23 protein-coding genes are annotated in these 25,409 nt (G+C 73.2%); 16 read left to right on the top strand and 7 right to left on the bottom strand.

Annotated elements, in window-relative coordinates; genetic code table 11:
* Positions 1 to 62 precede the first annotated feature (62 nt).
* From ACFRU2_RS13990 to ACFRU2_RS13975, 4 genes are all read left to right on the top strand, one after another.
* Positions 63 to 410: a hypothetical protein gene (locus tag ACFRU2_RS13990; protein ID WP_382971693.1), complete on the top strand. Its 348-nt coding sequence runs from the start codon at positions 63 to 65 to the stop codon at positions 408 to 410.
* 73 nt (positions 411 to 483) lie between these two features.
* Positions 484 to 1,137 carry a DUF3105 domain-containing protein gene (locus ACFRU2_RS13985; protein ID WP_382971691.1) on the top strand — a complete coding sequence of 218 codons (654 nt, stop codon included), beginning with the start codon at positions 484 to 486 and terminating at the stop codon, positions 1,135 to 1,137.
* Positions 1,134 to 1,844 carry a DUF305 domain-containing protein gene (locus ACFRU2_RS13980; protein WP_382971689.1) on the top strand — a complete coding sequence of 237 codons (711 nt, stop codon included), beginning with the start codon at positions 1,134 to 1,136 and terminating at the stop codon, positions 1,842 to 1,844. Before ACFRU2_RS13985 ends, ACFRU2_RS13980 begins: the two co-directional genes overlap by 4 nt.
* 413 nt (positions 1,845 to 2,257) lie before the next feature.
* On the top strand, positions 2,258 to 2,677 hold the full coding sequence (locus ACFRU2_RS13975) for a CBS domain-containing protein (RefSeq protein ID WP_382971687.1): 420 nt from the start codon (positions 2,258 to 2,260) through the stop codon (positions 2,675 to 2,677).
* Here the strand turns inward: ACFRU2_RS13975 and ACFRU2_RS13970 are convergent.
* Both ACFRU2_RS13970 and ACFRU2_RS13965 read right to left on the bottom strand, forming a co-directional pair.
* A complete protein-coding gene (locus ACFRU2_RS13970; RefSeq protein WP_382971685.1) occupies positions 2,674 to 3,576 on the bottom strand; it encodes an alpha/beta fold hydrolase in 903 nt (300 codons plus the stop codon). The genes ACFRU2_RS13975 and ACFRU2_RS13970 overlap by 4 nt on opposite strands.
* The gene (locus ACFRU2_RS13965) at positions 3,573 to 4,319 is read right to left on the bottom strand and encodes a DUF998 domain-containing protein (RefSeq protein WP_382971683.1); all 747 of its coding nucleotides are present in this window, start codon (positions 4,317 to 4,319) and stop codon (positions 3,573 to 3,575) included. The genes ACFRU2_RS13970 and ACFRU2_RS13965 overlap by 4 nt, the downstream gene beginning before the upstream one ends.
* A gap of 72 nt (positions 4,320 to 4,391) precedes the next feature.
* Between ACFRU2_RS13965 and ACFRU2_RS13960 the strand changes: the two genes are divergently transcribed.
* The 4 genes from ACFRU2_RS13960 to ACFRU2_RS13945 all read left to right on the top strand — a co-directional run bounded on the left by ACFRU2_RS13960 (position 4,392) and on the right by ACFRU2_RS13945 (position 10,008).
* Positions 4,392 to 4,889: a hypothetical protein gene (locus ACFRU2_RS13960; protein WP_382971681.1), complete on the top strand. Its 498-nt coding sequence runs from the start codon at positions 4,392 to 4,394 to the stop codon at positions 4,887 to 4,889.
* A gap of 90 nt (positions 4,890 to 4,979) precedes the next feature.
* On the top strand, positions 4,980 to 6,629 hold the full coding sequence (locus ACFRU2_RS13955; protein ID WP_382971680.1) for a multicopper oxidase family protein: 1,650 nt from the start codon (positions 4,980 to 4,982) through the stop codon (positions 6,627 to 6,629).
* A 154-nt stretch (positions 6,630 to 6,783) separates the two neighbouring features.
* Complete coding sequence (locus ACFRU2_RS13950; protein ID WP_382971678.1) at positions 6,784 to 8,157, top strand: DUF4352 domain-containing protein; 1,374 nt, start codon at positions 6,784 to 6,786, stop codon at positions 8,155 to 8,157.
* A 96-nt stretch (positions 8,158 to 8,253) separates the two neighbouring features.
* The gene (locus tag ACFRU2_RS13945; protein WP_382971676.1) at positions 8,254 to 10,008 is read left to right on the top strand and encodes an NAD+ synthase; all 1,755 of its coding nucleotides are present in this window, start codon (positions 8,254 to 8,256) and stop codon (positions 10,006 to 10,008) included.
* 17 nt (positions 10,009 to 10,025) lie between these two features.
* On the opposite strand, the gene ACFRU2_RS13940 is transcribed toward ACFRU2_RS13945, so the two are convergent.
* Positions 10,026 to 11,054 carry an endonuclease/exonuclease/phosphatase family protein gene (locus ACFRU2_RS13940; RefSeq protein ID WP_382971674.1) on the bottom strand — a complete coding sequence of 343 codons (1,029 nt, stop codon included), beginning with the start codon at positions 11,052 to 11,054 and terminating at the stop codon, positions 10,026 to 10,028.
* 285 nt (positions 11,055 to 11,339) lie between these two features.
* On the opposite strand from ACFRU2_RS13940, the gene panB reads away from it, so the two are divergent.
* The 3 genes from panB to ACFRU2_RS13925 all read left to right on the top strand — a co-directional run bounded on the left by panB (position 11,340) and on the right by ACFRU2_RS13925 (position 14,243).
* The gene (panB, locus tag ACFRU2_RS13935; RefSeq protein WP_382971672.1) at positions 11,340 to 12,200 is read left to right on the top strand and encodes a 3-methyl-2-oxobutanoate hydroxymethyltransferase; all 861 of its coding nucleotides are present in this window, start codon (positions 11,340 to 11,342) and stop codon (positions 12,198 to 12,200) included.
* A gap of 163 nt (positions 12,201 to 12,363) precedes the next feature.
* Positions 12,364 to 13,395: an ATP-binding cassette domain-containing protein gene (locus ACFRU2_RS13930; protein WP_382971912.1), complete on the top strand. Its 1,032-nt coding sequence runs from the start codon at positions 12,364 to 12,366 to the stop codon at positions 13,393 to 13,395.
* The gene (locus ACFRU2_RS13925; RefSeq protein WP_382971670.1) at positions 13,392 to 14,243 is read left to right on the top strand and encodes an ABC transporter permease; all 852 of its coding nucleotides are present in this window, start codon (positions 13,392 to 13,394) and stop codon (positions 14,241 to 14,243) included. The genes ACFRU2_RS13930 and ACFRU2_RS13925 overlap by 4 nt, the downstream gene beginning before the upstream one ends.
* Before the next feature lie 58 nt (positions 14,244 to 14,301).
* Here ACFRU2_RS13925 and ACFRU2_RS13920 read toward each other — a convergent pair whose 3' ends face one another.
* Positions 14,302 to 18,288 carry a BTAD domain-containing putative transcriptional regulator gene (locus tag ACFRU2_RS13920; RefSeq protein ID WP_382971668.1) on the bottom strand — a complete coding sequence of 1,329 codons (3,987 nt, stop codon included), beginning with the start codon at positions 18,286 to 18,288 and terminating at the stop codon, positions 14,302 to 14,304.
* A 30-nt stretch (positions 18,289 to 18,318) separates the two neighbouring features.
* On the opposite strand from ACFRU2_RS13920, the gene ACFRU2_RS13915 reads away from it, so the two are divergent.
* Positions 18,319 to 19,143 (top strand): site-2 protease family protein, encoded by an 825-nt coding sequence (locus ACFRU2_RS13915; protein ID WP_382971666.1) that lies wholly within the window; start codon positions 18,319 to 18,321, stop codon positions 19,141 to 19,143.
* A 6-nt stretch (positions 19,144 to 19,149) separates the two neighbouring features.
* Here the strand turns inward: ACFRU2_RS13915 and ACFRU2_RS13910 are convergent, their stop codons facing one another.
* Entirely contained in the window at positions 19,150 to 19,344 is a 195-nt protein-coding gene (locus tag ACFRU2_RS13910; protein WP_382971664.1) for a hypothetical protein, read from the bottom strand.
* 174 nt (positions 19,345 to 19,518) lie between these two features.
* Here ACFRU2_RS13910 and ACFRU2_RS13905 point away from each other — a divergent pair, with 174 nt between their 5' ends.
* Positions 19,519 to 21,630 (top strand): TerD family protein, encoded by a 2,112-nt coding sequence (locus tag ACFRU2_RS13905; RefSeq protein WP_382971662.1) that lies wholly within the window; start codon positions 19,519 to 19,521, stop codon positions 21,628 to 21,630.
* Positions 21,631 to 21,715: 85 nt separating this feature from the next.
* Here ACFRU2_RS13905 and npdG read toward each other — a convergent pair whose 3' ends face one another.
* The gene (gene npdG / locus ACFRU2_RS13900; RefSeq protein WP_382971660.1) at positions 21,716 to 22,441 is read right to left on the bottom strand and encodes an NADPH-dependent F420 reductase; all 726 of its coding nucleotides are present in this window, start codon (positions 22,439 to 22,441) and stop codon (positions 21,716 to 21,718) included.
* 184 nt (positions 22,442 to 22,625) lie between these two features.
* On the opposite strand from npdG, the gene ACFRU2_RS13895 reads away from it, so the two are divergent.
* Positions 22,626 to 23,231, top strand: a complete 606-nt coding sequence (locus ACFRU2_RS13895; protein WP_382971658.1) for a hypothetical protein — start codon at positions 22,626 to 22,628, stop codon at positions 23,229 to 23,231.
* An 11-nt stretch (positions 23,232 to 23,242) separates the two neighbouring features.
* On the opposite strand, the gene ACFRU2_RS13890 is transcribed toward ACFRU2_RS13895, so the two are convergent.
* A complete protein-coding gene (locus ACFRU2_RS13890) occupies positions 23,243 to 23,482 on the bottom strand; it encodes a hypothetical protein (RefSeq protein ID WP_382971656.1) in 240 nt (79 codons plus the stop codon).
* Between the two features lie 59 nt (positions 23,483 to 23,541).
* On the opposite strand from ACFRU2_RS13890, the gene map reads away from it, so the two are divergent.
* Positions 23,542 to 24,399: a type I methionyl aminopeptidase gene (map, locus tag ACFRU2_RS13885; protein WP_382971654.1), complete on the top strand. Its 858-nt coding sequence runs from the start codon at positions 23,542 to 23,544 to the stop codon at positions 24,397 to 24,399.
* Positions 24,400 to 24,561: 162 nt separating this feature from the next.
* A complete protein-coding gene (locus ACFRU2_RS13880; protein ID WP_351375793.1) occupies positions 24,562 to 25,209 on the top strand; it encodes a biliverdin-producing heme oxygenase in 648 nt (215 codons plus the stop codon).
* The last annotated feature ends 200 nt before the right edge of the window (positions 25,210 to 25,409 follow it).

Below are 25,409 nucleotides of genomic sequence, written 5' to 3'. Positions count from 1 at the left end.
GCCATGCGCATGACGAGCAGGGACGTCGGAGACGTCCGCTGCTTCGGCGTGCCGTCCTCCTGATGGCCTTCGGGGTGCTGGCCGGCACGGCGTTCCTGTGCCGGGCGGCCTGGGCCGGGGATCCGGCCGCCGTACGGACGGTTCCGCGGGCCGGGCACGCCGCGCACGCTCCCGGCGTCCATGCTCCCGGCGCGCAGCGCGCCGTCTGCGTGGCGCCGTACGACCGGCCCGGCTGCTCCCCGCTCTCGCACGTTCTCCCCGGGCTGCTGCCCCCGGCGCCGCCCGCGGTCCTGATGGCGGGCGCGGTGCCCGCGGCCGCCGTGCGTCCCGGGCCGGCGGCGGGGATCCGGCCTCCCTCGGCGCTCGCGCGCGGCCCCGACCTGTACGCCCTCCAGGTGCTGCGGACCTGACCGGTCCCGGCTCGGCGGCGCTCAGGCAGCGCGTTCTCCACTCCACCCCCCTCAGCACGAAGGATTCAGGGCCATGGCCAGCAGGAAGTCCGAAACCAACAACTCCCGCCAGGCGCGGATAGCCGAGATGCGCCGCGCCGACCAGTCGCGCGACCGGCGCAACAAGGCCGTCGCGATCACCGCGTCGGCCGCCATCGTCACCGCGCTCATCGGCTTCGGCGCATGGGTGATGATCGACCAGCAGAACAAGAAGGAAGCCGACGAGGCCAAGCTCAAGGCTCCGGTCGCCGGCGAGCAGACCTGGGACGCCAAGAACCTCGGCCGCAAGCACGTCGAGACCCCGGTGAAGTACGAGATGACCCCGCCGGTCGGCGGGGACCACAACCCCCGCTGGATGAACTGCAACGGCGACGTCTACAAGAACCCGGTTCCCGAGATCAACGCCGTCCACTCGCTGGAGCACGGCGCCGTGTGGGTGACGTACAACGAGAAGGCCGCGGCGGCCGACGTCGAGAAGCTCGCCACGACCGTGGCCAAGCGTCCGTACACGCTGATGAGCCCCGTCAAGGAGCAGTCCGGCACGATCATGCTCAGCGCGTGGGGCAAGCAGCTGACCGTGGACAGCGCGGACGACGCCCGGGTGGCCACCTTCCTCACCAAGTACGTGCAGGGCCCGCAGACCCCGGAGCCGGGCGCGGCCTGCACGAACGGGCTGGCCGACAAGTGACCCGTACGGCCGGCAAGGGTTCCGTGACCCGTACGTACTGGGCCGCGGGCACGGCCGTGGGCCTGGCGCTGCTCTTCGCGGTGGGGGCCACGGTCGCCACCGCGGGGGGAGCCGATTCCACTCCCGAGGCCTCCCGTACGCCGGGGCTCTACTCCGCCGACGCGGGCTTCGCCCGGGACATGGCGGTGCACCACCAGCAGGCGGTGGAGATGTCCTTCGTCGTGCGCGACCGCACCAAGGACGAGCCGGTGCGCGTCCTCGCCTACGACATCGCCAACACCCAGGCCAACCAGCGCGGCATGCTGCTGGGCTGGCTGGACATGTGGGGCCTGCCGAAGGTGGTGGCCGACGAGCCGCCGATGTCCTGGATGGGGGCCGGCGGCGCCGCGCACGGCATGGAGGGTCATGCCATGGGCGGGGCCGGGGCCGCCACCAAGCCCGGCGCGCTGATGCCCGGCATGGCCACCAAGGAGGACCTGGCACGGCTGGGCTCCGCCGAAGGCCGGGACGCCGAGGTGCTCTACCTGCGGCTGATGACCGAGCACCACAAGGGCGGCGTCGCCATGGCCCAGGGCTGTGCCGACGCGTGCGGGAACCCGGCCGAGCGGGCGCTCGCCCAGGGCATGGTCGAGGCCCAGCAGTCGGAGCTCCAGCTGATGGCCGACATGCTGAAGCAGCGCGGAGCGGATCCGCTGGCCGCGGAGTAACCCGTCGTCCACGTGCGGCACCGTCGCCTGGGGGCTCCGCCCCCCGGACCCCCGCGCCTCAAACGCCGGCGGGGCTGGATTTTCCAGCCCCGCCGGCGTTCACGTGCGGGCCGACGGCTAGTCAGCCGTCCGGCGTTTGAGGACCGGGGTCTGGGGCGGAGCCCCAGGGGGTCCGGGGCACAGCCCCGGCTGGGGGTCCCCCCGGACGGAGTCTGGGGGATGGGCGAAGGGCGGGTAGGGGACTCCGCCCCGCAGGGTTCCCCCCACCTCTCAGCCGCATCCACTTCCTCACCCGTTCGGCCCCCCTCTCACCCGTGTGGAGTCGCGGGGGCCGAACGGGCGAATGAGGATGAGGACGCCGAGGCCGGCGCACCCGCGCCCGGCCGCTACGGCGTGCTCAGGAGGTTTACGCGATGACCACCGCCGGAGAGATCATGCACCCCGGGGCCCAGTGGATCCCCGCCACCGAAACCCTGGACCGGGCCGCTCAGCTGATGAGCCGGCTCAACGTGGGCGCGCTGCCCATCAGCGACTCCAACGAACGGCTCTGCGGCATCCTGACCGACCGCGACATCGTCGTCGGCTGTGTGGCCAAGGGGCACGACCCGTCGAAGATCACGGCCGGCGACATGGCCCAGGGCACCCCGCGCTGGATCGACGCCGGCGCGGACGTCTCCGAGGTGCTGGAGGAGATGCAGAGCCACCAGATCCGCCGGCTCCCCGTCATCGACAACAAGCGGCTGGTCGGCATGATCAGCGAGGCCGACCTGGCCAAGCACCTGTCGGAGGAGCAGATAGCCGGCTGGGCCGAGAAGGTCTACGCCCGCCGCTAGACGGCCCAGGCCGTCCCCGGAGTCGACGGAGCCTCCGCGTACAGGACCGCCCGCGCCACGTGGTGCGGGCGGTCCAGCATGACCAGGTGTCCGGCCGGCTCCGCGACCTCGAACCGGGCTCCCAGGGCGTCGGCCAGCGCCGCCTGGCGGCCCAGCCAGCGCAGGTCCGGGCGGTGCGCGCCGGGGTCGTGGCCGGCCAGGACGGTGGCGGGCACGGTCAGCGGCAGCTCCGCGCGCAGCGCCAGCACCTCGGCGGCCGTGTCGGGGTAGGCGGCGTTCTCCAGCAGGGCCCCGCGCCAGACCCGGCCGGTCCGGTAGCAGCGGCGTACGAGGTCCTGCGCGGCCGGGTCGTCCGCACCGCCCGCGCGGGATGCCCGTACGGCGGTCCGCCGGGCCCGGGGGCCCAGCGCGGCGGGCAGCCCCGCGGCGGTCACGGCCCGGCCGAGCACCCGGGCGACGCCGGTGCGCACCCCTGCGGGCAGGGCCGTACGGGGCCGCTCCTCCACGCTGCCGTCGACCAGCACCACGGCGGCGGTGCGCCCCGGGTACAGCCGGGCGAAGGCTTCGGCGTGGAAGGCGGCGATGGAGTGCCCGGCCACGGTGACGCGCTCGGCGCCCAGACCGAGCGCGTCCAGCAGCCCGGCGATCCGGTGCGCCTCCCCGGCGGCGGACGGCGCACGCACGGCGGGGGCGCTCAGCCCGTGCCCGGGACGGTCGAAGCGGACGACGGTACGGCCGGCGGCGACGAGCAGCTCCGCCACGGGATCCCAGTCGAACCAGGCCATGGCGAGCCCGGCGCTGAGGACGACCGGGGGGCCGGAGCCCTCCACGAGGACGTGCAGCGCCACCCCGTCGGGGAGGCGTACGAACCTCCCGGGTCCGCTTCCGCTTCCGCTCATGTACGGCGTTCCCGGTGGACGGAGTACGCGAGCAGCCCCAGCCAGACGGCCACGAACAGCACCTGGAGCCGCTGTCCGGCGCCGAGCGCCCAGGTGCCGTGCCCGGCGGTGAACAGGGCGATGGAGACCAGGGTCCAGGCGGTGGCGAGCAGTTCGAGCACGACGAGCAGGGGCCCGAACCGCGCGAGCGGGGCGAGACGGCCGTAGCGGCGGGCGGCGAGCGTGAGGGCCACGATCCCGACCAGCGCTCCCGTCATGGCGAGACTGCTGCTGACGGCGTGCGCCTGATGGGTGGCGGGGACCAGCCCGGCGGTCTCCCGCGCCGCGCATTCGGGGTCCACGGTCGGCGTGCAGCTCAGCGGCAGCCAGGCGTCCGCCGCGGTGGCGGCGCCGAAGAGGGTGACCCCCGACCAGCCGGCGACGGACCAGGGGCGGCGGGCTTCGACGCGTCGTGCGAGGCGGACCAGGGCCAGGAAGCCGCCGAGGAGGACGAGGAGGCCGGCGGTGAAGTCGGTGGCCCGGAACAGGCCGCCGAGCGGCTGGTCCTGGGCCGCGAGCTCGCTGACGTACGTCTCGATGGGGTTGAGGCCCGTGGAGAGGACGACTTCGAGGACCCACGCGGTGTAGGCGGCGGCGCCGAGCCCGACGAGGCAGGCCACGGAGCGGGCACCGGGCCCGGCCGTGGGGGCGGGACCCGTCTCCGCGGAGGGGCTGGTCACGGACTTCGGGTCTTTTGTGGACATAGTGCGACTAATCCTAAACGCGGCCGGGCCCGGTCCTCCGATCGGATACCCACCCCGGGTAGGGTTCTGCCCATGACCCGCCCAGCCTCGCACCCGCAGCGGCCAGCAGTCCGGTGGCCCCGGCTGCTGCTGTTCGCCGCGCTGCTGCTCGGCATCGCGGGCATGCACACGCTGGGCCATCCGACGCGGGCCCACGCCATGGAGGACGTGCCGTCGGTCCGTTTCGTTCCCGGAGCCGGCCATACGCCGTCCGGGGAGGCGCACGGCGTCCGACCGGTCGGGGCGATGCCGGACATGGCGGCCCCGGCCGCCGCCGCCGGCATGGCCACCGCCGGCATGGCCACCGCCACCCTCGAGGCTCCGCGCCCGCAGCACACCGGCATGGATCCCATGTCCGTGTGTCTCGCCGTACTCGGCGCCCTCGTCCTGCTGGTCCTCGGAGCCGGACTGGCCGGCCCGCGCCGTGCCGCGCCGCTCGGGGGTGCGGCACGTGCGCCGGGCCGGTCCGGCGGCCCGGACCCGCCGCCACCCCGCGAACTCCTCACCCTGCTGGCGGTGCTGCGCGTATAGGCCGGGCTCCGTCGTCGCCCCCGCATGCCTCCGGGGCGGCGGCAGACGGTGCCCACCTGCCTGCCTCACACCATCACGAGGTGTTCCACCATGCGCTCTTCCGCTTCTCCCTCCCCCTCCCGCCGCGCCGTCCTCGGCGCCGGCGCCGCCCTCGCCGGCTCGGGGCTGCTCGCCGCCTGCTCGGGCGGCTCCGGCATGGCCGGCATGGACCACGGCGGGGGCGCCACGGGCAAGGGGGCCTCCTCCCCCGCCCCCGGCGGCTACGTGGACCCGGCCGGCGCCGAGGTGCGGGCCGCCGAGGCCGCCCGCAAGGCCACCGGCCCGCTCACCGAGGTCCGGCTGACGGCCACCGCCACCCCGCTCGACCTCGGCGCCGGCCGCTCCGTCCGCTCGTGGGCGTACGGGGACAAGCTCCCCGGCCAGGAGGTCCGGGTCACCGCGGGCGGCACCCTCGCCCTGACCCTGGCCAACCACCTCCCCGAAGCCACCTCCCTGCACTGGCACGGCCTGGCGCTGCGCAACGACATGGACGGGGTACCGGGGCTGACCCAGCGGGACATCGCACCGGGCGGCTCGTTCACGTACGAGTTCGCCGTCCCGCACCCCGGGACGTACTGGTTCCACCCGCACTCCGGGGTGCAGCAGGACCGCGGGCTGTACGCGCCGCTCATCGTCGAGGACCCCAAGGAGCCCCTCTCCTACGACAGGGAGTGGGTGGTCGTACTCGACGACTGGCTCGACGGGGTGGACGGCTCCACCCCCGACGCCGTGCTCGGCGAACTCCGCAAGGGCATGAACACGAGCCCGGGCGGCGGCGGCCACTCGGGCCACGGCTCCGGCTCCGGCTCCGGCTCCGGCTCCGGCTCCGCGGGCACGCCCGCGCCCGCCGCGAGCGGCGGCCCCTCCCGGGTCCTCATGGGCGGGGTCAGCGAGGTCCTCGGCAAGGACGCGGGCGATGTCGCGTACCCGCACTACCTGGTCAACGGCCGCACCCCCGAGGACCCCTCGGTCTTCACCGCCCGCCCGGGCGACCGGATCCGGCTCCGGATCATCAACGCGGGCGGGGACACCGCCTTCCGGATCGCCCTGGGCGGCCACGAGTTCACGGTCACCCACACCGACGGCTTCCCCGTCGAGCACGCGGCCGCCCGCTCACTGCTGCTGGGCATGGGCGAGCGCTACGACGTCCTGGTGACGGCGGGCGACGGGGTGTTCCCGCTGACCGCACTCGCCGAGGGCAAGGGGGACGCCGCCTCGGCGCTCGCGGTGCTGCGCACCGGTGCGGGGGCGGCGCCGACCGCCGCGACCCGGCCCGCCGAGCTGTCCGGGCGGCCGCTGACGGCGGACGCCCTGAAGGCGGCGGAGCCGGTGGCCCTGGCCGCGCGCGAACCGGACCGCACGGTGCGGATCAAGCTGACCGGCGGGATGGCGGCGTACGACTGGGCCTTCGACGGCAAGCCGTACGCCCCGGACCAGCGGCACCCGGTGAAGGCGGGGGAACGGGTCCGGCTGGAGTTCGACAACTCCACGACGATGTGGCACCCGCTCCACCTGCACGGGCACACCTTCGCCCTCGGCGGCCGGCCGGGCGGGGCCCGCAAGGACACCGCGGTGGTCCTGCCGAACGGGCAGCTGACGGTGGACTTCGACGCCGACAATCCCGGTCTGTGGATGGTGCATTGCCACAACGTCTACCACGCGGAGGCCGGGATGATGACCGTGCTGGGCTACCTGCGCTAGGCCGGACCGGGCTGCCGACGCGCCGCGTTCCGCGCGCCGGCGGCCCGGCCGGGGGTGCCCGGGCGGGGCCGAAATGCCCGGCAGGGAGGCCGAATTCCATGACAGGCTGGTGATCGTCCCGCGCCGATCGCGATCTGAAGGATTTCCCGCCGGTATGAGCACCCCGCCGAACCCGCCCAGCACCCCGTCCGGCCCGCCGACGGAGCCCACGGGCGCCCCCGCATCCGAGGCGGCTCCCATACCGGCACAGGCACCCGCGCAGCCCCTGTCCCTCGACAAGGCTCAGGCCGCGACACCACCCCTGCCCCCGGCCCCGGCAGCCGACCCGGCCGAACCCACGGACGCCGAGCCCACAGGCACCACCCCGGCGGACACCGTCCCCGCGGACGCCGAACCCACTGACGCCGAGCCCACTGTCGACGTCCCCGCAAGCACCACTCCGGCGGACTCTGTCCCCGCAAGCACCGTGCCCACGGGCACCGCCCCCGCAGGCACCGCCCCGGCGGACGCCGAGTCCACCGACTCCGTCCCCGCGGACGCCGTCCCCGGTTCCTTCGCCCCGGTCACCCCCGCCCCGGCGGCCGCCGCCGCGCCCCCGGCGCACGCGTGGGGAGCCCCGTACGGCGCGCCCGGCGCCCCGTACGGCGCCCCCGCGCCCGGCAACCCCTGGGCGACGCCCGCCGGCGGCCCTGCCGGCGGTTTCCCCGGCGGCCCGCAGGCGCCCGGCTTCCCGGAGCCCCCGCCCGCCTCGAACGGCCTGGCCGTCGCCGCCCTGCTCCTCGGACTGTTCGGCATCTTCGTCGGACTCGTCCCCTTCTTCTTCTGGGCCGGCGCCCTCCTCGCGGTGACCGGCGTCGGCGTCGGCATCGCCGCCGTCCTCAAGTCCCGCCGCGGCGCCCCCCGCGCCGCGCTGGCCGCGGTCGGCACCGCCCTGAGCGTCCTCGCCCTCGGTGCTTCCGTCGGCGGCTGGTTCATCACCACGGCCGTCTTCGACAGGATCGACAGGAACGTCGCCGCCAACCGCTCGGACGACGAGTACGACTACGGCTACGACGACGACTACGAGCCCCGCACCCCGAGCGCCCCCGCGAGCCCGACCCCCAAGCCCTCGCCCTCCGACGTCCCGGGCAAGACCTCGGCCCTGGCCTGGGGCAAGCCCTACACCTACGAGGACGGGGTCCAGGTCACCGTGCAGGGCGCGACCCCGTACAAGCCGTCCTCGACGGCCTACCCGCCCTCGGCCCGCAACGGCAACGCGGTCAAGGTGACGGTGAAGATCGTCAACAACTCGGGGGCCGCGCTCGACGTCAGCCTGGCCCTGCCGCACGCCCGCGACGACCAGGGCACCGAGGCCGAGATGGCCTTCGACGGCTCCGTGCCGAAGATGTTCAAGGGCTCGGTCATGGCCGGCGAGTCGATGACCGGCACCTTCGCCTTCGTCGTGCCCGAGGGCACCAAGAGCCTGCACTTCGAGATCGCGCCCGGCACCAAGTACGACGACGCGATCTGGAGCGGCCCGATCGGCTGAACCGGCGGCTCCGGGCGGCCTCGGAACCCCGCCCGGACACGGCGACTCGGGCAACTCCCAGGACATCGCGTCAGAAAGACGATTAGACTGGGCCGCGTGCCTCAACTACGCCTCGCTCTGAATCAGATCGACTCGCAGGTCGGCAACATCGCCGCCAACGCCGACTCGGTCGTCCACTGGACCCGGCACTCCGCCGAACAGGGCGCCCACCTGGTGGCGTTTCCGGAGATGGTGCTGACCGGGTACCCCGTCGAGGACCTCGCCCTGCGCGGCTCCTTCGTCGAGGCCTCCCGTACGGCGCTGCTCGAGCTCGCGCGGCGCCTGGCGGCCGAGGGCTTCGGAGACCTCCCGGTCGTCGTCGGCTACCTCGACCGTACGGAGAAGGCCGCGCCCCGGCTCGGCCGCCCGGCGGGGTCCCCGGAGAACGCGGCCGCCGTGCTGTACGGCGGGCAGGTCGTCCTGCGCTTCGGCAAGCACCACCTCCCCAACTACGGCGTCTTCGACGAGTTCCGGTACTTCGTGCCGGGCGACACCCAGCCGGTGATCCGGGTGCGGGGCGTGGACGTGGCCCTGGCCATCTGCGAGGACCTCTGGCAGGAGGGCGGGCGCGTCCCCGCCACCCGCTCCGCCAGGGCCGGGCTGCTGATCTCGATCAACGCGTCCCCGTACGAGCGCAACAAGGACGACCTCCGGCTGGAGCTGGTGCGCAAGCGCGCCCAGGAGGCCGGCTGCACCCTCGCCTACCTGGCGATGATCGGCGGCCAGGACGAGCTCGTGTTCGACGGGGACTCGATCGTCGTCGACTCCGCCGGCGAGGTCATCGCGCGCGCCCCGCAGTTCTCCGAGGGCTGCGTCCTGGTCGACCTGGACCTGCCCGCGGCCTCGGACACCCCCGTCGAGGGCACCGTGGACGACGGCCTGCGCATCGACCGCGTGATCCTCACCGAGGAGCCGGTGGAGCCGTACGAGCCGGTCGTGACGGGCGGCTACGCCGACCGGCTGGACGACGACGAGGAGATCTACGACGCGCTGGTCGTGGGTCTGCGCGCGTACGTGCGGAAGAACGGGTTCCGTTCGGTCCTGATCGGCCTCTCCGGGGGCATCGACTCCGCCCTCGTCGCCGCGATCGCCTGCGACGCGATCGGCGCGCAGAACGTGTACGGCGTCTCGATGCCGTCCAAGTACTCCTCGGATCACTCCAGGGGCGACGCGGCCGAGCTGGCGACCCGGACCGGCCTGAACTTCCGGACCGTGTCGATCGAGCCGATGTTCGACGCCTACATGGGCGCGCTGGGCCTGTCCGGGCTCGCCGAGGAGAACCTCCAGTCCCGGCTGCGCGGCACCCTGCTGATGGCGCTCTCCAACCAGGAGGGCCACATCGTGCTGGCCCCGGGCAACAAGTCGGAGCTGGCCGTCGGCTACTCCACCCTGTACGGGGACTCGGTGGGCGCGTACGGCCCGATCAAGGACGTCTACAAGACGGACGTCTTCCGCCTCGCCGAGTACCGCAACCGGGCGGCGGCCGAGCGCGGCGAGACCCCGCCGATCCCGGAGAACTCCATCGTCAAGCCGCCGAGCGCCGAACTGCGCCCGGGCCAGGTGGACACGGACTCACTGCCGGACTACCCCGTGCTCGACGGGATCCTGTCCCTGTACGTGGACCGCGACCAGGGCCTGGAGGCGATCGTCGCGGCGGGGTACGACCCCGAGCTGGTCGCGAAGACCCTGCGGATGGTGGACACCGCCGAGTACAAGCGCCGGCAGTACCCGCCGGGCACGAAGATCTCCGCGAAGGGCTTCGGCAAGGACCGCCGGCTGCCCATCACGAACGGCTGGCGCGAGCAGGCGTAGCGCCCGCGCCGCGCCCCCTACGGCTTCACGGTGACGCGGGCGGCGATCGGCAGGTGGTCGCTGCCCGTGCGGGGCAGGGTCCAGGAGGCCTCGGGGGTGACCCCGCGGACCAGGATCTGGTCGATGCGGGCCATCGGGAACTGCGCGGGCCAGCTGAAGCCGAAGCCGTCGCCGGACGCGCCCTGGGTGGAACGCAACTGCGAGGTGACCTCGGACAGGGCCCGGTCGTTGACCGTTCCGTTGAGGTCGCCGAGCAGGATGACCCGGCGCAGCGGTTCGGCGGCGAGCGCGGCGCCGAGGGCGTCGGCGCTGTTGTCGCGCTGGTTGGCGGTGAAGCCGGCATTGAGCTTGACGCGGACCGAGGGGAGGTGGGCCACGAAGGCGGCCACCTCTCCGTAGGGGGTGTGGACGGTGGCGCGCATGGCCCGGGTCCAGCCCATCTTGATGTCGACGGGCCGGCTGGAGACCAGCGGGTACTTGCTCCAGAGCCCGACGGTGCCTTCGACGGAGTGGTACTTGTAGGTCCCCGCGAGGGCCTTCTCGTAGACGGGGACGACGCTGCCCTTGAGCTCGGTCAGGGCCAGGACGTCGGCTCCGGCCTTGGCGACGGAAGCGGCGGTGCCGGCGGGGTCGGCGTTGTCGGCGTCGACGTTGTGGGTGGCGACCGTGAGGTTGCCGCCGGTCCGTGCCTTGTCGGTGACCAGGCCCCCGAAGAGGTTCACCCAGACCGCGGCGGTCAGCAGTATCGCGATGAGCGCGGTCGCGGACTTGCGGAAGAGCGCGGCGGCGAACAGCACCGGGACGGCCAGGCCCAGCCAGGGCAGGAAGGTCTCGGTGAGGCTGCCGAGGTTGCCGATGTCGTTGGGCAGCTCGGCGTGCAAGATCATGACGAGCGAGATCAGCACGGCGAACGCGGCGAGCACGATGCCGCGGCGCCAGATGCCCGGATCGCGCCGCAGCTCGGCCAGCCGGCGCCGGAGACCCGCTCGGGAGGGCTCGGGCTCCGAGCCGTCGCTCCCGGTCTCCGTCATGTACGCCTGTGCCATGCCACTGCCCTCGCTGCCGTGCTCGCGCTCCGTCCCCGCCTCTTGACCCTAGGCGATATACGGAGGGTTCCGCGCCGATTGTGTCGGCCGTACGTCCGGGAGGACGAACGGTCCAGCGGCCTGAGTTCCGCTTGTCACCAAACGCGCACATTGAGCCGTGGTGCGCCCGTCGCGGGGAAGCGTGGCCCGTGCCACTTCCCGCCCGGGCCCCGAGAGTGCCACCATGGTGGTGAGTCCGGGGACGTCGTAAGGGCGCCTCGAGATGAACATCAAGGAGCAGTTGCAATGACGCATGCCGTTTCGCCTGCCCGCGAAGCCTCCTCCCCCACCCTGTACGGAGGCTCGGGCACCCGGCGCATCACCGTCCGCGACCTCACCCTCGCCAAGGAACGCGGCGAGAAGTGGCCCATGCTCACCGCCTACGACGCCATGACGGCGTCCGTGTTCGACGAGGCCGGCATCCCGGTCATCCTCGTCGGCGACTCGATGGGCAACTGTCACCTCGGCTACGAGACCACCGTCCCGGTGACGATGGACCAGATGACCATGCTCTCGGCGGCCGTCGTACGGGGCACCAGGCGGGCCATGGTCATCGGCGACATGCCGTTCGGCTCCTACCAGGAAGGTGCCGTACAGGCGCTGCGCAGTGCCACCCGGCTCGTCAAGGAGGCCGGGGTCGGAGCGGTGAAGCTGGAGGGCGGCGAGCGTTCGCTGGCCCAGACCGAGCTGATCGTGCAGTCGGGCATCCCGGTCATGTCCCACCTGGGCCTGACCCCGCAGTCCGTGAACGCCATGGGCTACCGGGTCCAGGGCCGTGGCGACGAGGCCGCCCACCAGCTGCTGCGCGACGCGAAGGCGGCGCAGGACGCGGGCGCCTTCGCGGTGGTGCTGGAGCTGGTCCCGGCCGAGCTGGCCGCCGAGGTGACCCGGTCCCTGCACATTCCGACGGTCGGCATCGGCGCGGGTGCGGAGTGCGACGCGCAGGTGCTGGTGTGGACGGACATGATGGGGCTGACCGGCGGCAAGATGCCGAAGTTCGTCAAGCAGTACGCGAACCTCCGGGCGACCATGAGCGACGCGGCGAAGGCCTTCGCCGAGGACGTGGTCGGCGGAACGTTCCCGCAGGAAGCGCACGCCTTCCACTAGTCCGACCGGGCCTCCGACGGCCCCCCGACAGCCCGCCCACGGACCCGCCGGTGTTCCGTGGGCGGGCCGTCGGTGTTCTGCGGGCCGGCTGTCGGTGTTCCGTCGGCGGGCCGTCCGGGCCTGTAGGTGGCCTGTAGGTGCTTTGTCAGTGGCCTCTGGTCCCATGGTGGACATGACGCGAAACGACAAGAATCCCCTGAACGGCTCGAACGCCGTGGAGGTCCGGGGGCTGGTCAAGCACTACGGCGAGACCAAAGCCCTCGACGGTGTGGACCTCGATGTCCGCGAGGGAACCGTACTCGGGGTCCTCGGCCCCAACGGTGCGGGCAAGACCACCCTGGTCCGCATCCTCTCCACCCTGATCACCCCCGACGCCGGCACCGCCCGGGTCGCCGGCTTCGACGTGGTCCGCCAGCCGCGGCAGCTGCGCCGGACCATAGGCCTGACCGGCCAGTACGCCTCGATCGACGAGAAGCTCTCCGGCTGGGAGAACCTCTACATGATCGGCCGGCTGCTGGACCTGTCCCGCAAGGACTCCCGCAACCGTGCGGACGAGCTGCTGGAGCGGTTCTCGCTCACGGACGCCGCCAAGAAGGCCGTGATGACCTACTCGGGCGGCATGCGGCGCCGGCTCGACCTGGCCGCCTCGATGATCGGCAGCCCGGCCGTGCTGTACCTGGACGAGCCGACCACCGGTCTGGACCCCCGCACCCGCAACGAGGTGTGGGACGAGGTGCAGCGGATGGTCGCCGAGGGGGCCACCGTCCTGCTCACCACCCAGTACATGGAGGAGGCCGAGCAGCTCGCCAGCGAGCTGACGGTCATCGACAAGGGCAAGGTCATCGCCAAGGGCAAGGTCGACGAGCTGAAGGCCCGCGTCGGCGGCCGGACCCTGCGGATCCGCCCCACCGACCCGTCCGACCTGCCGGGCATGGCCCGCTCCCTGGCCGAGGCCGGTCTGGACGGGGTCGCCGGTTCCCAGGCCGTCCCGGACGAGGGCGCCCTGCTGGTGCCGATCCTGGCCGACGAGCAGCTGACCGCCGTGGTGGGCCTGCTGGCGGCCCGCGGGTACGGGATCTCCGACATCAGCACCTACCTGCCCAGCCTGGACGAGGTGTTCCTGTCCATCACCGGACAGAAGCCCACCGTCGAGGACTCCATCCCCCACCAGCAGACCGAGGAGGTCGCGGCATGAGCACCGTAACCACGACTAAGCCCAGCCCCACCTCGGCCGCCCCGGCCGGCGGGCCCGTCCTCGCGGACGAGGGCCGGATCGGCCTGCGGGGCAACCTGCGCCACATCGGCGCCCTGGCCCGGCGCAACGTCCTGCAGATCAAGCAGGACCCGGAGTCGATGTTCGACGTCCTGTTCATGCCGATCATCTTCACGCTGCTGTTCGTCTTCGTCTTCGGCGGCGCGATCTCCGGCAAGGGCAACCAGGACGAGTACGTCAACTACGTGGTCCCGGGCCTGATGGCGATGATGGGCATGAACATCGCCATGGGTGTGGGCACCGGAGTCAACGACGACTTCAAGAAGGGCGTGATGGACCGCTTCCGGTCCATGCCCATCGCCCGCTCCTCGGTGCTCATCGCCAAGATCGTGGTCGAGCTCGGCCGGATGATGGTCGCCATCGCGATCCTGCTCGGCATGGGCTTCCTGCTCGGCCTGTCCATCAAGGGCTCGATACTGGACCTGTTCCTGTCCATCGGGCTGTCGGCGGTCTTCGGCGCCTCCCTGATGTGGATCTTCATCCTGCTGGGTCTCACCATGAAGACCCCCCAGGCGGTCCAGGGCGTGGCGATGCTGGTCCTGATGCCGCTGCAGTTCGGCAGCTCGATCTTCGCCCCGCCGACGACGATGCCCGGCTGGCTGCAGAGCTTCACCGACGTCAACCCGCTGTCCAACCTGGCCGACGCGGCCCGCGCCCTGATCAACGGGACCCCGCTCGGCAACTCCGTGTGGATCACGCTGGCCTGGTCGGTCGGCATCACGCTGGTGACCATGCCGCTCGCCGTGCGGAAGTTCCGCCAGAAGACCTGATCCGCCGGCGGGTCCGCTCCGGATCGCGTCCCGGGCGGACCCGGACGGGGGAACCGGGTCAGATGAGGGCGGTGGCCTCCTCCAGGGAGAGGCCGCCGCCTTCGGCGTACGCCGCCTCGTACGCGGCGTCGCCGAGCGCCGCCCGGAGCAGGCGCTCGGCCAGTTCGGCGTCCGCCCGCTCGATGGCGACCTGGACGTGCTCGGGCGGAAGCAGCGCGCGGTAGGCGCCGAGCAGCCGCGCGGCGTCGTACCCCCGCTCCGAGCCTCCGAGCCGGGCCAGGGAGCGCGCCCCGGTCACCAGGAAGGCGGCCGGGAGGTGCGGGGCGACCATCAGGGCGAGCGGGTCCCGTACGGCCTCCATGGCCTGCCGGAGCACGGTGAGGGAGTTCTCGTACTTGCCCTCCTCGTTGTCCAGCCAGGCCATCGTGCCGAGCAGGAAGCCGTCGAAGATGGCGAACGCGCCGAAGGAGAACTCGTCGCGCAGGTACTGGAGCTGGACGCGGGCCTCGGGGATGCGGCCGGTGCGGCCGTAGACGGTGGCGAGGAACATCCGGGCGGCGGGCAGGGCCTCGTTGCCGAACTGGCGCATGGTGCCGGCGAGCAGGCCCGTGAGGAGTTCCTCGGCCTCCTCCAGGAGGCCGTCCTCGGCGAGGGTTCCGGCCATCCGCACCTGGAGCACCGTGACCTGGGCCTCGGCCCCGAGCCGCCGGGCGTATTCGATCGCGGCGCGGAAGTCCTGGGCTGCCAGGGCGTACTGGCCGCGCTTCTCATGGGTCTCGGCACGGGCGGAGAGCGCTTCGGCGCAGCCCCAGTCGTCGCCGAGGGAGGCGTAGAGGGCGAGGCTCTCCTCGGCGTCCCGGGAGGCGTTGCCGGCCCAGTCCGCGCGGTTGGCGAGGATGTTGGCGCGGAGCTGGAGGGCGGAGGCCAGCTCCCAGCGGTAGCCGAGGGCGCGGGCCGTCTCCACGGTCTCCTCGGCCACGCGGCGGAGCAGATCGGGGTCCCCCCAGATCATGACGGCGTAGATCCACAGGGCGGAGGGGGCACGGCAGATCTGCGGCAGTCCCGGGCTGTAGGCGGCGATCATGCCGTCGATCTGGTCGCGGGCCTCCGGGCTGGACCAGGCGTCGCTGGTCTGGTCCCGGGAGGCCAGCACCATCATCCGGATGCCGCGCCAGGCCTCGGTGAGCAGTTCGCCCTCGTACGGCGGGGGCGTGTCGACGATCCGCTCGTAGACGGGCAGGGCGGGGACCACGGGCGCGGCGAAGGGGTCCGGGCCGAGGGCGGCGGCGGCACCGGCCCAGTGGCGGGTCTCGGCGCGCAGATCGTGCATGTGCCAGTACCAGACGAGGGAGTGCAGGAGGCACAGGACCTCGCCCACGTCCTTGGCGGCGACCGCCCGGCGCAGGGCGGTGCGCAGGTTCTCGTACTCGGTGGCGAGCCGGTCGGCGGCGGCCCGCTGGCCGTGGCCGCGCAGCAGCGGCTCGGTGGTGCGGGCGAGTTCCCGGTAGTGGGTGAGGTGGCGGCGCTCGGTCTCCGCGCGGTCCTCGCCGGCCTCCGCGAGGCGGTCGGCCGCGTACTCGCCGACCGTCTCCAGGAGGCGGTAGCGCATGCCCGCGGCGCCGTCGGGGGCGGCGACGACGAGGGACTTGTCCACGAGGGATCCGAGCAGGTCGGCGACGTCCGCGCCGTCGAGCCGGTCGAGGGACCCCCCGTCCGCGCAGACGGCCTCGGCGGCGTCGAGGTCGCAGCCGCCGGCGAAGACGGACAGCCGGCGCAGGACGGCCCGTTCGGGCTCGTCGAGCAGGTCCCAGGACCAGTCGACCACCGCGCGCAGGGTCTGCTGGCGGGGCAGATGGGTGCGGGCACCGCCGGTCAGGAGCCGGAACCGGTCGTCCAGCCGGTCGGCGATCTGACGGGGGGTGAGCAGCCGCAGCCGGGCGGCGGCCAGCTCGATGGCGAGCGGCATCCCGTCGAGCCGGCGGCAGATCTCCACGGCGGCGGCCGGGTCCTCGTCCACGGTGAACCCGGCCCGGGCGGCGGCCCCGCGGTCGTCGAGCAGCCGCAGCGCGACGGGGTCGGGCAGCGGGTCCACCGGGCGCAGGGTCTCCCCCGGCACGCCGAGGGGTTCGCGGCTGGTGGCCAGGATCTGTACGCCGGGGCAGCGCGCGAGCACTTCCTCCGCGAGACGGGCGGCGGCGACGACGACGTGCTCGCAGTTGTCGAGGATCAGCAGCATCCGGCGCCGCGCGCAATGCTCTGCGAGGCGGTCCAGGGGGTGGTCCCCGCGCTCGGTCAGCGCCCGCATCTCCTCGGCGGAACCGCCGCGCAGCTTGGTCTCCCGGGCCCCGAGCGCGGCGAGCACGGCCTCGGCGACGTCCTCCGGATCGTCCACGGGAGCCAGCTCCACGAACCACACCCCGTCGGCCCAGGCGGGGGCGGGGGCGGGGGCGCCGGGGGCGCCGGTGTGTGCGTCCCGCATGCCGCGGCCGGCCCGTGCGTGGGCCTCGGCGGCCTCCTGCGACAGCCGGGTCTTGCCGGCGCCGCCGGGTCCGAGCAGGGTGACGAGCCGGGCCCGGGCGAGGTCGTCGCCGATGACCCGGATGTCCTCCTCCCGCCCGACGAAGGTGGTCAGCCGCATCCGCAGATTGCCCGCACCCGGCCCGTCCGGCACCGTCCCGGTGCCGGCCCCGGGCGAGGTCCCGACCCCGGTCGGCATCCCAGCCCCGGACGGCACCGAGGGGGCCCGGTGCGGCTCGGCCGGGGCGGCGGAGCCACCCGTCATCCCGGCGGGCACGCCGGGACCGGCCGGGACGGCGGCGGGACCTTGCGGGGGCGCGGCGGAGACCGGTGCCGTCCCGGCGGGGACCGGCGTGGTCCCAGCGGGGACGGGTGCGGTCCCGGCGGAGACCGGTGTCGTCCCGGCAGGGACCGGCGTGGTCCCGGCGGAGACCGGTGCCGTCCCAGCGGGGACCGGCGTGGTCCCGGCGGAGACCGGTGCCGTCCCAGCGGGGACCGGCGTGGTCCCGGCGGAGACCGGTGCCGTCCCGGCAGGGACCGGCGTGGTCCCGGCGGAGACGGGTGCGGTCCCAGCGGGCGCGGCGGGGTCGCCCGGGGTTGCTCGGCCCGTCGGTGTTTCGGTGGGGTGGCCGGGGCCCGCTTCAGGGCCGGGTCCGGGCTGTTGGGGACTGGGGTGCCGGTCCGTCCGATTGGTCCCGGCGAGGGGCTCCGGCTGCCCGGTTGCGGTGGTCGGCGCCGACCGGGCCGGACCGCTCGGCGCCGGGGGGAGCTGCCCGGATCCGGCCGTCGGGGCGGGGGTCAGCAGGGCCGTGTGGAGGGTGCGGAGGGTGGGCCCCGGGGTGGTGCCCAGGCGGGTGGCCAGCTCCCGGCGGACCTCGTCGTAAGCGGCCAGCGCCTCCGCCGGGCGGCCCGCGTCGCGCAGCGCCCGGATGCGGAGGGCCTGCAGGGGTTCGTCCAGCGGCAGCCCCGCGCACAGCGCGGTCAGCTCCGGCAGGACCCGCTCCGCCTCCCCCAGAGCCAGCGCCGCGTCCAGGCGGCCCCGGCGCGCGTCCAGCCGTAGCGCCTCCCAGCGGGCGGCCTCCGGCCCGGAACCCGGCAGGGAGCTCAGCGGCTCGCCCCGCCACAGCGCCAGGGCCTCGTCGTACAGGGCGGCCGCCTCCGCCGGGGAGGCCTGCGCCGCGGCCCGGGTCAGCCGCTCGAAGCGGTACAGGTCGATGTCGTCCCGGTCGGCGACGAGCCGGTAGCCGCCCTCCCCGGACCCCACCGCCTCGCGCCCCAGCACCCTCCGCAGCCGCCCCACGAGTGCCTGGAGCGCCGCGAGGCCGTCCGCCGGCGGGTCGCCGTCCCAGACCTCCTCGATCAGCGAGGCCGCGGGTACGGCCCGCCCCGGCCGCAGGGCGAGCGCGGTCAGGAGCGCGCGCAGCCGCGCACCGCCGACGGGTACGGTGCTCCCGTCGTCGCGGATGGCCTGGGTGGTGCCGAGCATCGCGTAACGCACCGGCCCATTGTCTCCGGCCCGGGGCCCCATCGGGCGCCGCCTCCGGGATAGGTTCGCCGCATGGGTTTCCAGGGCAGTCAGAACCGTAGCCACCCCCGCAGTCACGACCGCGGCGACCGGCGGATCAGTCCGGTGTTCATCGGCATCTTCGCCGTGATGGCGGTCACGGGGTGGGCGGTGTGGACGGGGTACTCGACCAGCACCGGGCTGGCCGTCTTCCTCTTCGTCACGGCTGCCTGGATCGTTTCCCTGTGCCTGCACGAGTACGCGCACGCCCGTACCGCCCTGCACAGCGGCGACCTCAGCGTCGGCGCGAAGGGCTACCTGACGCTGAATCCCCTCAAGTACACGCACGCACTGCTCAGCATCATCCTGCCCGTCCTCTTCGTGATCATGGGCGGTCTGGGTCTTCCCGGCGGTGCGGTGTACATCGAGCGCGACCGGATCGAGGGCCGGTGGCGGCACAGCCTCATCTCGGCGGCCGGCCCGCTGACGAACGTCGCGTTCGCGGCCGTCTGCACGGCTCCGTTCTGGCTGAACGCCCTGGACGGGGTCCCGATCCCGTTCCGTTTCGCGCTCGGCTTCCTGGCGCTGCTCCAGGTGTCGGCGGCGATCCTGAACTTCCTGCCGGTCCCGGGCCTGGACGGCTACGGCATCATCGAGCCCTGGCTCTCCCACCGGATCCGCCGCGAGGTGGCCCCGCTGGCGCCGTTCGGCCTGCTGGCCGTGTTCGCGCTGCTGTGGATCCCGGAGATCAACGCGTACTTCTTCGACGCGGTGTACGGCGTGCTCTCCGCCCTGGGCGTGAGCGAGCTGGAGGCGTACTGCGGCCGGGACCTCTACCAGTTCTGGCAGGACACCAACGGCTTCTGCCAGGCGTCCTAGACGGGCCTAACCCGCGGTGCGGGTTGCTGCCGCGGCCTTCTCGATCTTCGCCTTGCGGATGTAGAACCACGCCATGTTCGAGGTGAGGCCCGCCATCAGCACCCACGCGATCCCGAGCAGGCTGCCCTCGACGAAGGAGATCACGGCGGCGGCCACGGCGAGGACGCAGAGAACGACGGCGAACACGGCAAGGCGGGGCATGGTGGGGGCTCCTCGAAGACACTGAAGCGGTTCAAGCCCCTCCAGTGTCCCCCATGCCCCGACGTGCTCCCGTCCGGCTGATTTCCGCCATCCCGTGATCTTTTCCTCCTCCCGCCGCTACGGTTCGCCCGAGACGCACCGCGCACGGGGGTGCGGAAGGACCGGGGGTAAGACATGCAGGAGATCCCGAAGGGCGCGAACGTCAGCCTGACCGCCCTCAGCGAGGACGCCGGGGCGGTCGTCGTGAGCCTGGGCTGGAGCAGCGCTTCGGGGGCCGGCGACGCCGACGTGTCGGTGCTGCTGCTGGACGAGAACGGCAAGGTCCGCGACGAGAACGACTTCTACTTCTACAACAACCCGGCGGCCGCGGACGGAAGCGTGCAGCTGCTGGGCAAGGTGCCGACCGACAACGGCGACGAGGACCGCATCAGCGTGGACCTGACGGCGGTCCCGGAGGGGGTCGCGCGGATCGTCGTGGCGGCCAGCCGGTACGCCGGCGCGCGCTTCGGGGACCTCGACGACCTGCGGATGACGGTCGCGGACCGCTCCGGGGAACCGCTGGTCGGCTTCTCCATCGACGATGCGGGCGTGGAGACCGCCTTCATCTTCGGCGAGCTGTACCGGCGGGGCGAGGAGTGGAAGTTCCGCGCGGTCGGCCAGGGGTACGAGACCGGCCTCGCGGGGCTGGCCACGGACTTCGGCATCCCGGTGCTGGAGGACTCCGAGGGCCCCGAGGAACCGGAGGGGGCGGAGGAAGCGGAGCTCGCGGGTGAGGGGCGGCCGGCAGAGGCCGCCGCCCCGGCGGAACCCGAGCAGGGCCCCGGAGCGGCCGTCGCCGGGGCGGAGGCTCCGGCCGCCGTGCCCGTCGCCGAACCTCTCGCCGGGCCCGCCGCCGGGCCCGCGCCCGCCGAGGCCGCAGCCCCCGCCGCCGTACCGGCGCAGACCCGCGGCCGTAGTCCCCGTACGACCAGGAAGAAGGTCACCCTGCCCAAGGTGGCCAAGAAGTCCCTCGCCGAGAACGAGTCCTGGAGCCAGGCCCGCCTGTTCCCCGTCCCCTCCCTCAAGAGCGACCGGGAACGGGAGGTGCGCGCCACCTCGGTCCTGCTGTCGGTCATGGCGCAGGTGCCGGAGTTCGGCCGCCGCCTGACCGCCGGGTTTGGTGCGCCCGCCGGCCGGATGCAGACCTTCACGGAGGTCTCCCTCCCCCACGGGGACACCCCGCGGCGCCCGGACGGGGTGATCCGGGTGGAGCGCGCGGGCAAGCTGTGGACGGCGCTCGTGGAGACGAAGACGAACGGCAACCCGCTCAAGGCGGAGCAGGTCCAGGCGTACATGGACATCGCCGCGCGCCGCGGCTACGAGGCCGTGATCACCCTCTCCAACGACGTGGCCCTGGAGGGCCGGCCCATGGTGGAGGTGAAGGTCGACGGCCGGCGCAAGCACAAGGTCAGCCTCTGGCACCTGTCCTGGGCCGAGGTCGCCCACCAGGCGCAGCTGCTGATCCGCCACGAGGGCGTGGGCAACGCCGCGCACGCCTGGCTCCTCCAGGAACTGCTGGAGTACCTGCGGCACGAGCAGTCCGGCTGCCACGGCTTCCAGAACATGGGCGCAGCCTGGGTGCCCGTGCGCAAGGGCATCGAGGACGAGACCCTCGGCCTCGGGGACGCCCGGACCGTGGAAGTGGTCGAGAGCTGGGAGCGGCTCATCCGGCAGGTCTGTCTGCGGCTCGGCGGAGAGCTCGGGCAGAAGGCGCTGCCGGTGCAGCGGGCCCGGCGGGGCAGTGATCCGCAGGCCCGGCGGGTCGCGTCGGCGGACCGGCTGTGCGCGGACGGGAAGCTCTCCGCGGAGCTGCGCATCGACGGGACCAGCAGCGTCATCGCGGTGAGCGCCGACCTCCGGACCTCCAAGGTGCGGACGTCCGTGGACGTGCCGGCACCGGAGGGCGCGTACCCGCTGGTGATGGTGAAGCGGCTGCTGAAGCTGCTCGACGGGGCTCCGGCGGACCTGCACGTGGAGAGCCTCTTGGAGACAGGGCCGGGCGGTGGACCGGGGAGCGGGCCGCGCGGGACGCTGGAGCGACTGCGGCCCGAGCCGGGCGATCTGCTGCCCGCGGACGGCTCCGCCGTCGTGGGGTTCCGGCTGTCGCTGCTGAAGGGGATGGGGAGCACGCGGGGGAACACGGAGTCCGGGTTCATCCGCAGCGTGGACGATGCGGTGGAGCGGTTCTACCACGGTGTGGTGGCGCAGCTGGCTCCCCTCGAAGGGCGCGGCGGGCGGCGCGGCTGAGGGGGCCGGCCGGTCCGCCCGGTCCCGAGGGGCCGGGCGGACGGGTGGCCCTGGTGGGGCTGGTAGCCCTGGTGGGGCTGGTGGGTCAGACGTCCGTGATGCGCAGGCCCGCGTGGGCCTTGTAGCGGCGGTTGGTGGAGATGAGGTTGGCCACCAGGGATTCGACCTGGTGGGCGTTGCGCAGGCGGCCCGCGAAGACGCCGCGCATGCCCGGGATCCGGCCGGCGAGGGCCTGCACGATGTCGGTGTCGGCGCGGACCTCGCCGAGGACCATGACGTCGGTGTCGATCTCGTCGATCGACTCGTCCTGGAGGAGCACCGCCGAGAGGTGGTGGAAGGCCGCCGTGACGCGGGAGTCCGGCAGGAGGGCGGCGGCCTGCTGGGCCGCGCTGCCCTCTTCGACCTGGAGGGCGTACGCGCCCTGCTTGTCGAAGCCGAGCGGGTTGACGCAGTCGACCACGAGCTTGCCGGCGAGGTCCTCGCGCAGCGATTCCAGGGTCTTGGCGTGGCCCTCCCACGGCACCGCGATGATCACGATGTCGCTGCGGCGCGCGCACTCGGCGTTGTCCGCGCCCTCCACCCCGAGGCCGAGCTCGTCGGCGGCGGTCTGCGCGCGGTCGGCGGCGCGGGATCCGATGATCACCTTCTGGCCGGCCCGGGCGAGCCGGTAGGCCAGGCCCCGGCCCTGGTCGCCGGTGCCGCCGAGGACGCCTACGACGAGGCCGGAGACGTCGGGAAGGTCCCACGGGTCCTTGGCGGGGGCCTTCGCGGGGGCCTGCGCGGGCTGCTGCGTGCTGTCTGTGGAGGTCATGGGGGCGAGGGTAGCCGCGAGATCGTCAGAGGCGAATGCGCGGACGCTGTGAGATGCCCGAGGAAGCCGGAGATGCCGGAGCAAGGGCCGGACATGCCGAAGCAGGCGCGGGGCGGGGCGCAGGTGGGGTGGGAGATGGGGGGAACGGCTCCCGTTTGTCCCTTCCATACGGCAGGATGCCGATATGGACGCCGTGAGAGTCGCGCTGCTGCGCGAGGTGCTCGCCGGTACGGAGTGGCCCGGTGCCGCGCGCCGGTTCGCCGGGACGCTGCGCCGGTCGGTCGTGCCGGCCGGCGGGAATCTGCTGCTGGTCGGGACCGAGCAGTACGAGCCCTGGCACCTGGCGGCGCACCTGGTCGACGAGGCCGCCTGGTCGGGGCTGCCCGAGCTGGCGCCCACGCTCGTACGCCACCAGGTGCTGCCCGGTGACGCCCCGCACCTGTCGGTCGGCCTGAGCCGACTGGAGGCGGCCCGGCGCGGTCACACCCTGCTGGTGGTGGCTCCGGAGCAGCCCGGGGACGGGCTGCTGGAGCGGGTGCACGGAGCCCGGCGCGCGGGGGCGACCGTACTGTCCCTGGACGGCGGGGACCCGGATCTCGGGATGCTCGCGCACGAGGTGCTGTCCGTACCGGACGGGGCCGCCGAGCTGGACCTGGACACCGTGCAGCACCTGGTCAGCGCGGCGGCCGGGGAGAACAGCCTGCCGGTGCAGCGCGGGCCCAAGCGGTTCCGGGACCGGCTGGCGCGGCTGGCCGACCAGCTGGCCGCGCCGCCGCCCAGCCGCTGGTAGCCAGCCGGTGGCTAGGGAGTGCCGGTTCCCTCTTCGGTCTCACGCGTCTTGTCGTTCCATTTGGGGTCGTTCTGCCATTCGAGATTGCGCTCCTGCGCCGTCTCCATGGCGTGGTTCGCCTCTTCGGGTGTCTCGTAGGGGCCGAAACGGTCCTTCGCCGGGCACTCGGGGCCTTCCTCGACCTTCTTGTGGACCAGGCAGTAGTACCACTCGCCCGGTTTGCCCACCTGGCGCTTCTTGAACAGGGCCATCGTCAGGCTCCTCTCTCTGTCGCCATGCTGCCCCATACCCGCTCGATACACTCGCTCGTATGTCTGGCCAGTCGCTGCTCGTACCAGGCGAGCTCACTCCCGTCCGTTCCGTTCCCGGAAACATCCGCCGGCCCGAGTACGTGGGCAAGCCCGCGCCCACTCCGTACACCGGACCGGAGGTGCAGACGCCCGAGACCATCGAGGCCATGCGCATCGCCGGCCGGATCGCCGCCCAGGCGATGGAAGAGGCCGCCAAGCTGATCGCGCCGGGGGTGACCACCGACGAGCTGGACCGGGTCGCCCACGAGTACATGTGCGATCACGGCGCCTATCCCTCGACGCTGGGCTACCGCGGTTTCCCCAAGTCCCTGTGTTCCTCGCTCAACGAGGTCATCTGCCACGGGATCCCCGACTCGACCGTCCTGCGGGACGGCGACATCGTCAACCTCGACGTGACCGCGTACATCGGCGGGGTGCACGGCGACAACAACGCCACGTACCTGTGCGGGAACGTGGACGAGGAGTCGCAGCTGCTCGTGGAGCGCACCCGCGAGGCCCTGAACCGGGCCATCAAGGCCGTCAGGCCGGGCCGGCAGATCAACATCATCGGCCGGGTCATCGAGTCGTACGCGAAGCGCTTCGGCTACGGCGTCGTCCGGGACTTCACCGGCCACGGGATCAACTCGTCCTTCCACTCCGGCCTGATCGTCCCGCACTACGACAGCCCGCACGCCACCACCGTCATCGAGCCCGGGATGACCTTCACCATCGAGCCGATGCTGACCCTTGGCACCCACGAGTACGACATGTGGGAGGACGGCTGGACGGTGGTCACGAAGGACCGGAAGCGGACCGCGCAGTTCGAGCACACACTGGTGGTCACGGACACCGGGGCGGAGATCCTGACGCTCCCCTGACACCGGCCCGACGGTGGACCGAGGAAATCGGCTCGCGGAGGTTTTTACCGACAAGGCGTCGGGAACACATTGACTTAGGTAAGCCTAAGTAGGAGGATCGGGTGTGGCGGCGCGGCCGCCACGCCCGGCTCCCCTTTTCTTCCGATTTCTCGGAGGTCCGCCTTGGACGCCTTCTCCACCGTCATCCGTGTCGCCTCGCACGAGCAGCACACCGAGGCAGAGACCTCGACGTTCATGAGCGACCTGCTCGGCGGCCGGCTCGGGGTGGACGCGTACACGCGTTACACCGAGCAGCTGTGGTTCGTGTACAAGGCCTTGGAGGACGCCGCGGAGGCCCTCAAGGACGACGCCGTGGCCGGCCCGTTCATACAGCCCGAGCTGATGCGCCTCGCCGAGATCGAGCGGGACCTGGCCCATCTGCGGGGTCCCGCATGGCGCGAGACCCTGGTCGCGCTGCCCGCCACCGAGGCCTACGCGGCCCGCGTGGCCGAGTGCGCCGCCTCCTGGCCGGGCGGGTACGTGGCCCACCACTACACCCGCTACCTGGGCGACCTCTCCGGCGGCCAGATCATCCGCGACAAGGCGGAGCGGACCTGGGGCTTCGAGCGCAAGGGCGACGGCGTGCGGTTCTACGTCTTCGCGGACATCTCCAACCCGGCCGCCTTCAAGCGGACCTACCGCGAGCTGCTGGACACGATCGCCGCGGACGATCTGGAGAAGCAGCGCATCATCGACGAGTGCAAGCGCGCCTTCGACTACAACGGCGCGGTCTTCCGCGAGCTGGGCGAGCAGTTCCCGCTCAGCGCGTGACGCCTGCGGCGGGCTGAACGGGGAAGGGGGGTGGGCCCGATGGGCCCACCCCCCTTCGGGCTTCACCCCCGGGGGTGGCGGCGGCCTGCGGCGCGGCGGCTGCGCCCCCGTGGGCACGGCAGCCAGCGGCGCGACGGCTGCGCTCCAGGCTCCCGGGGCTCCGCCCCCGGACCCCGCACCCCGGCCCCTCGTCCCAGCCG

The sequence above is a fragment of the Streptomyces sp. NPDC056883 genome (assembly GCF_042788835.1).
In the GTDB taxonomy this organism is placed as follows: Bacteria; Actinomycetota; Actinomycetes; order Streptomycetales; family Streptomycetaceae; genus Streptomyces; species Streptomyces stoeckheimensis.
The sequence above is the reverse complement of the archived record's forward strand: the minus strand, read 5'-3'. Positions and strand labels throughout refer to the sequence as shown.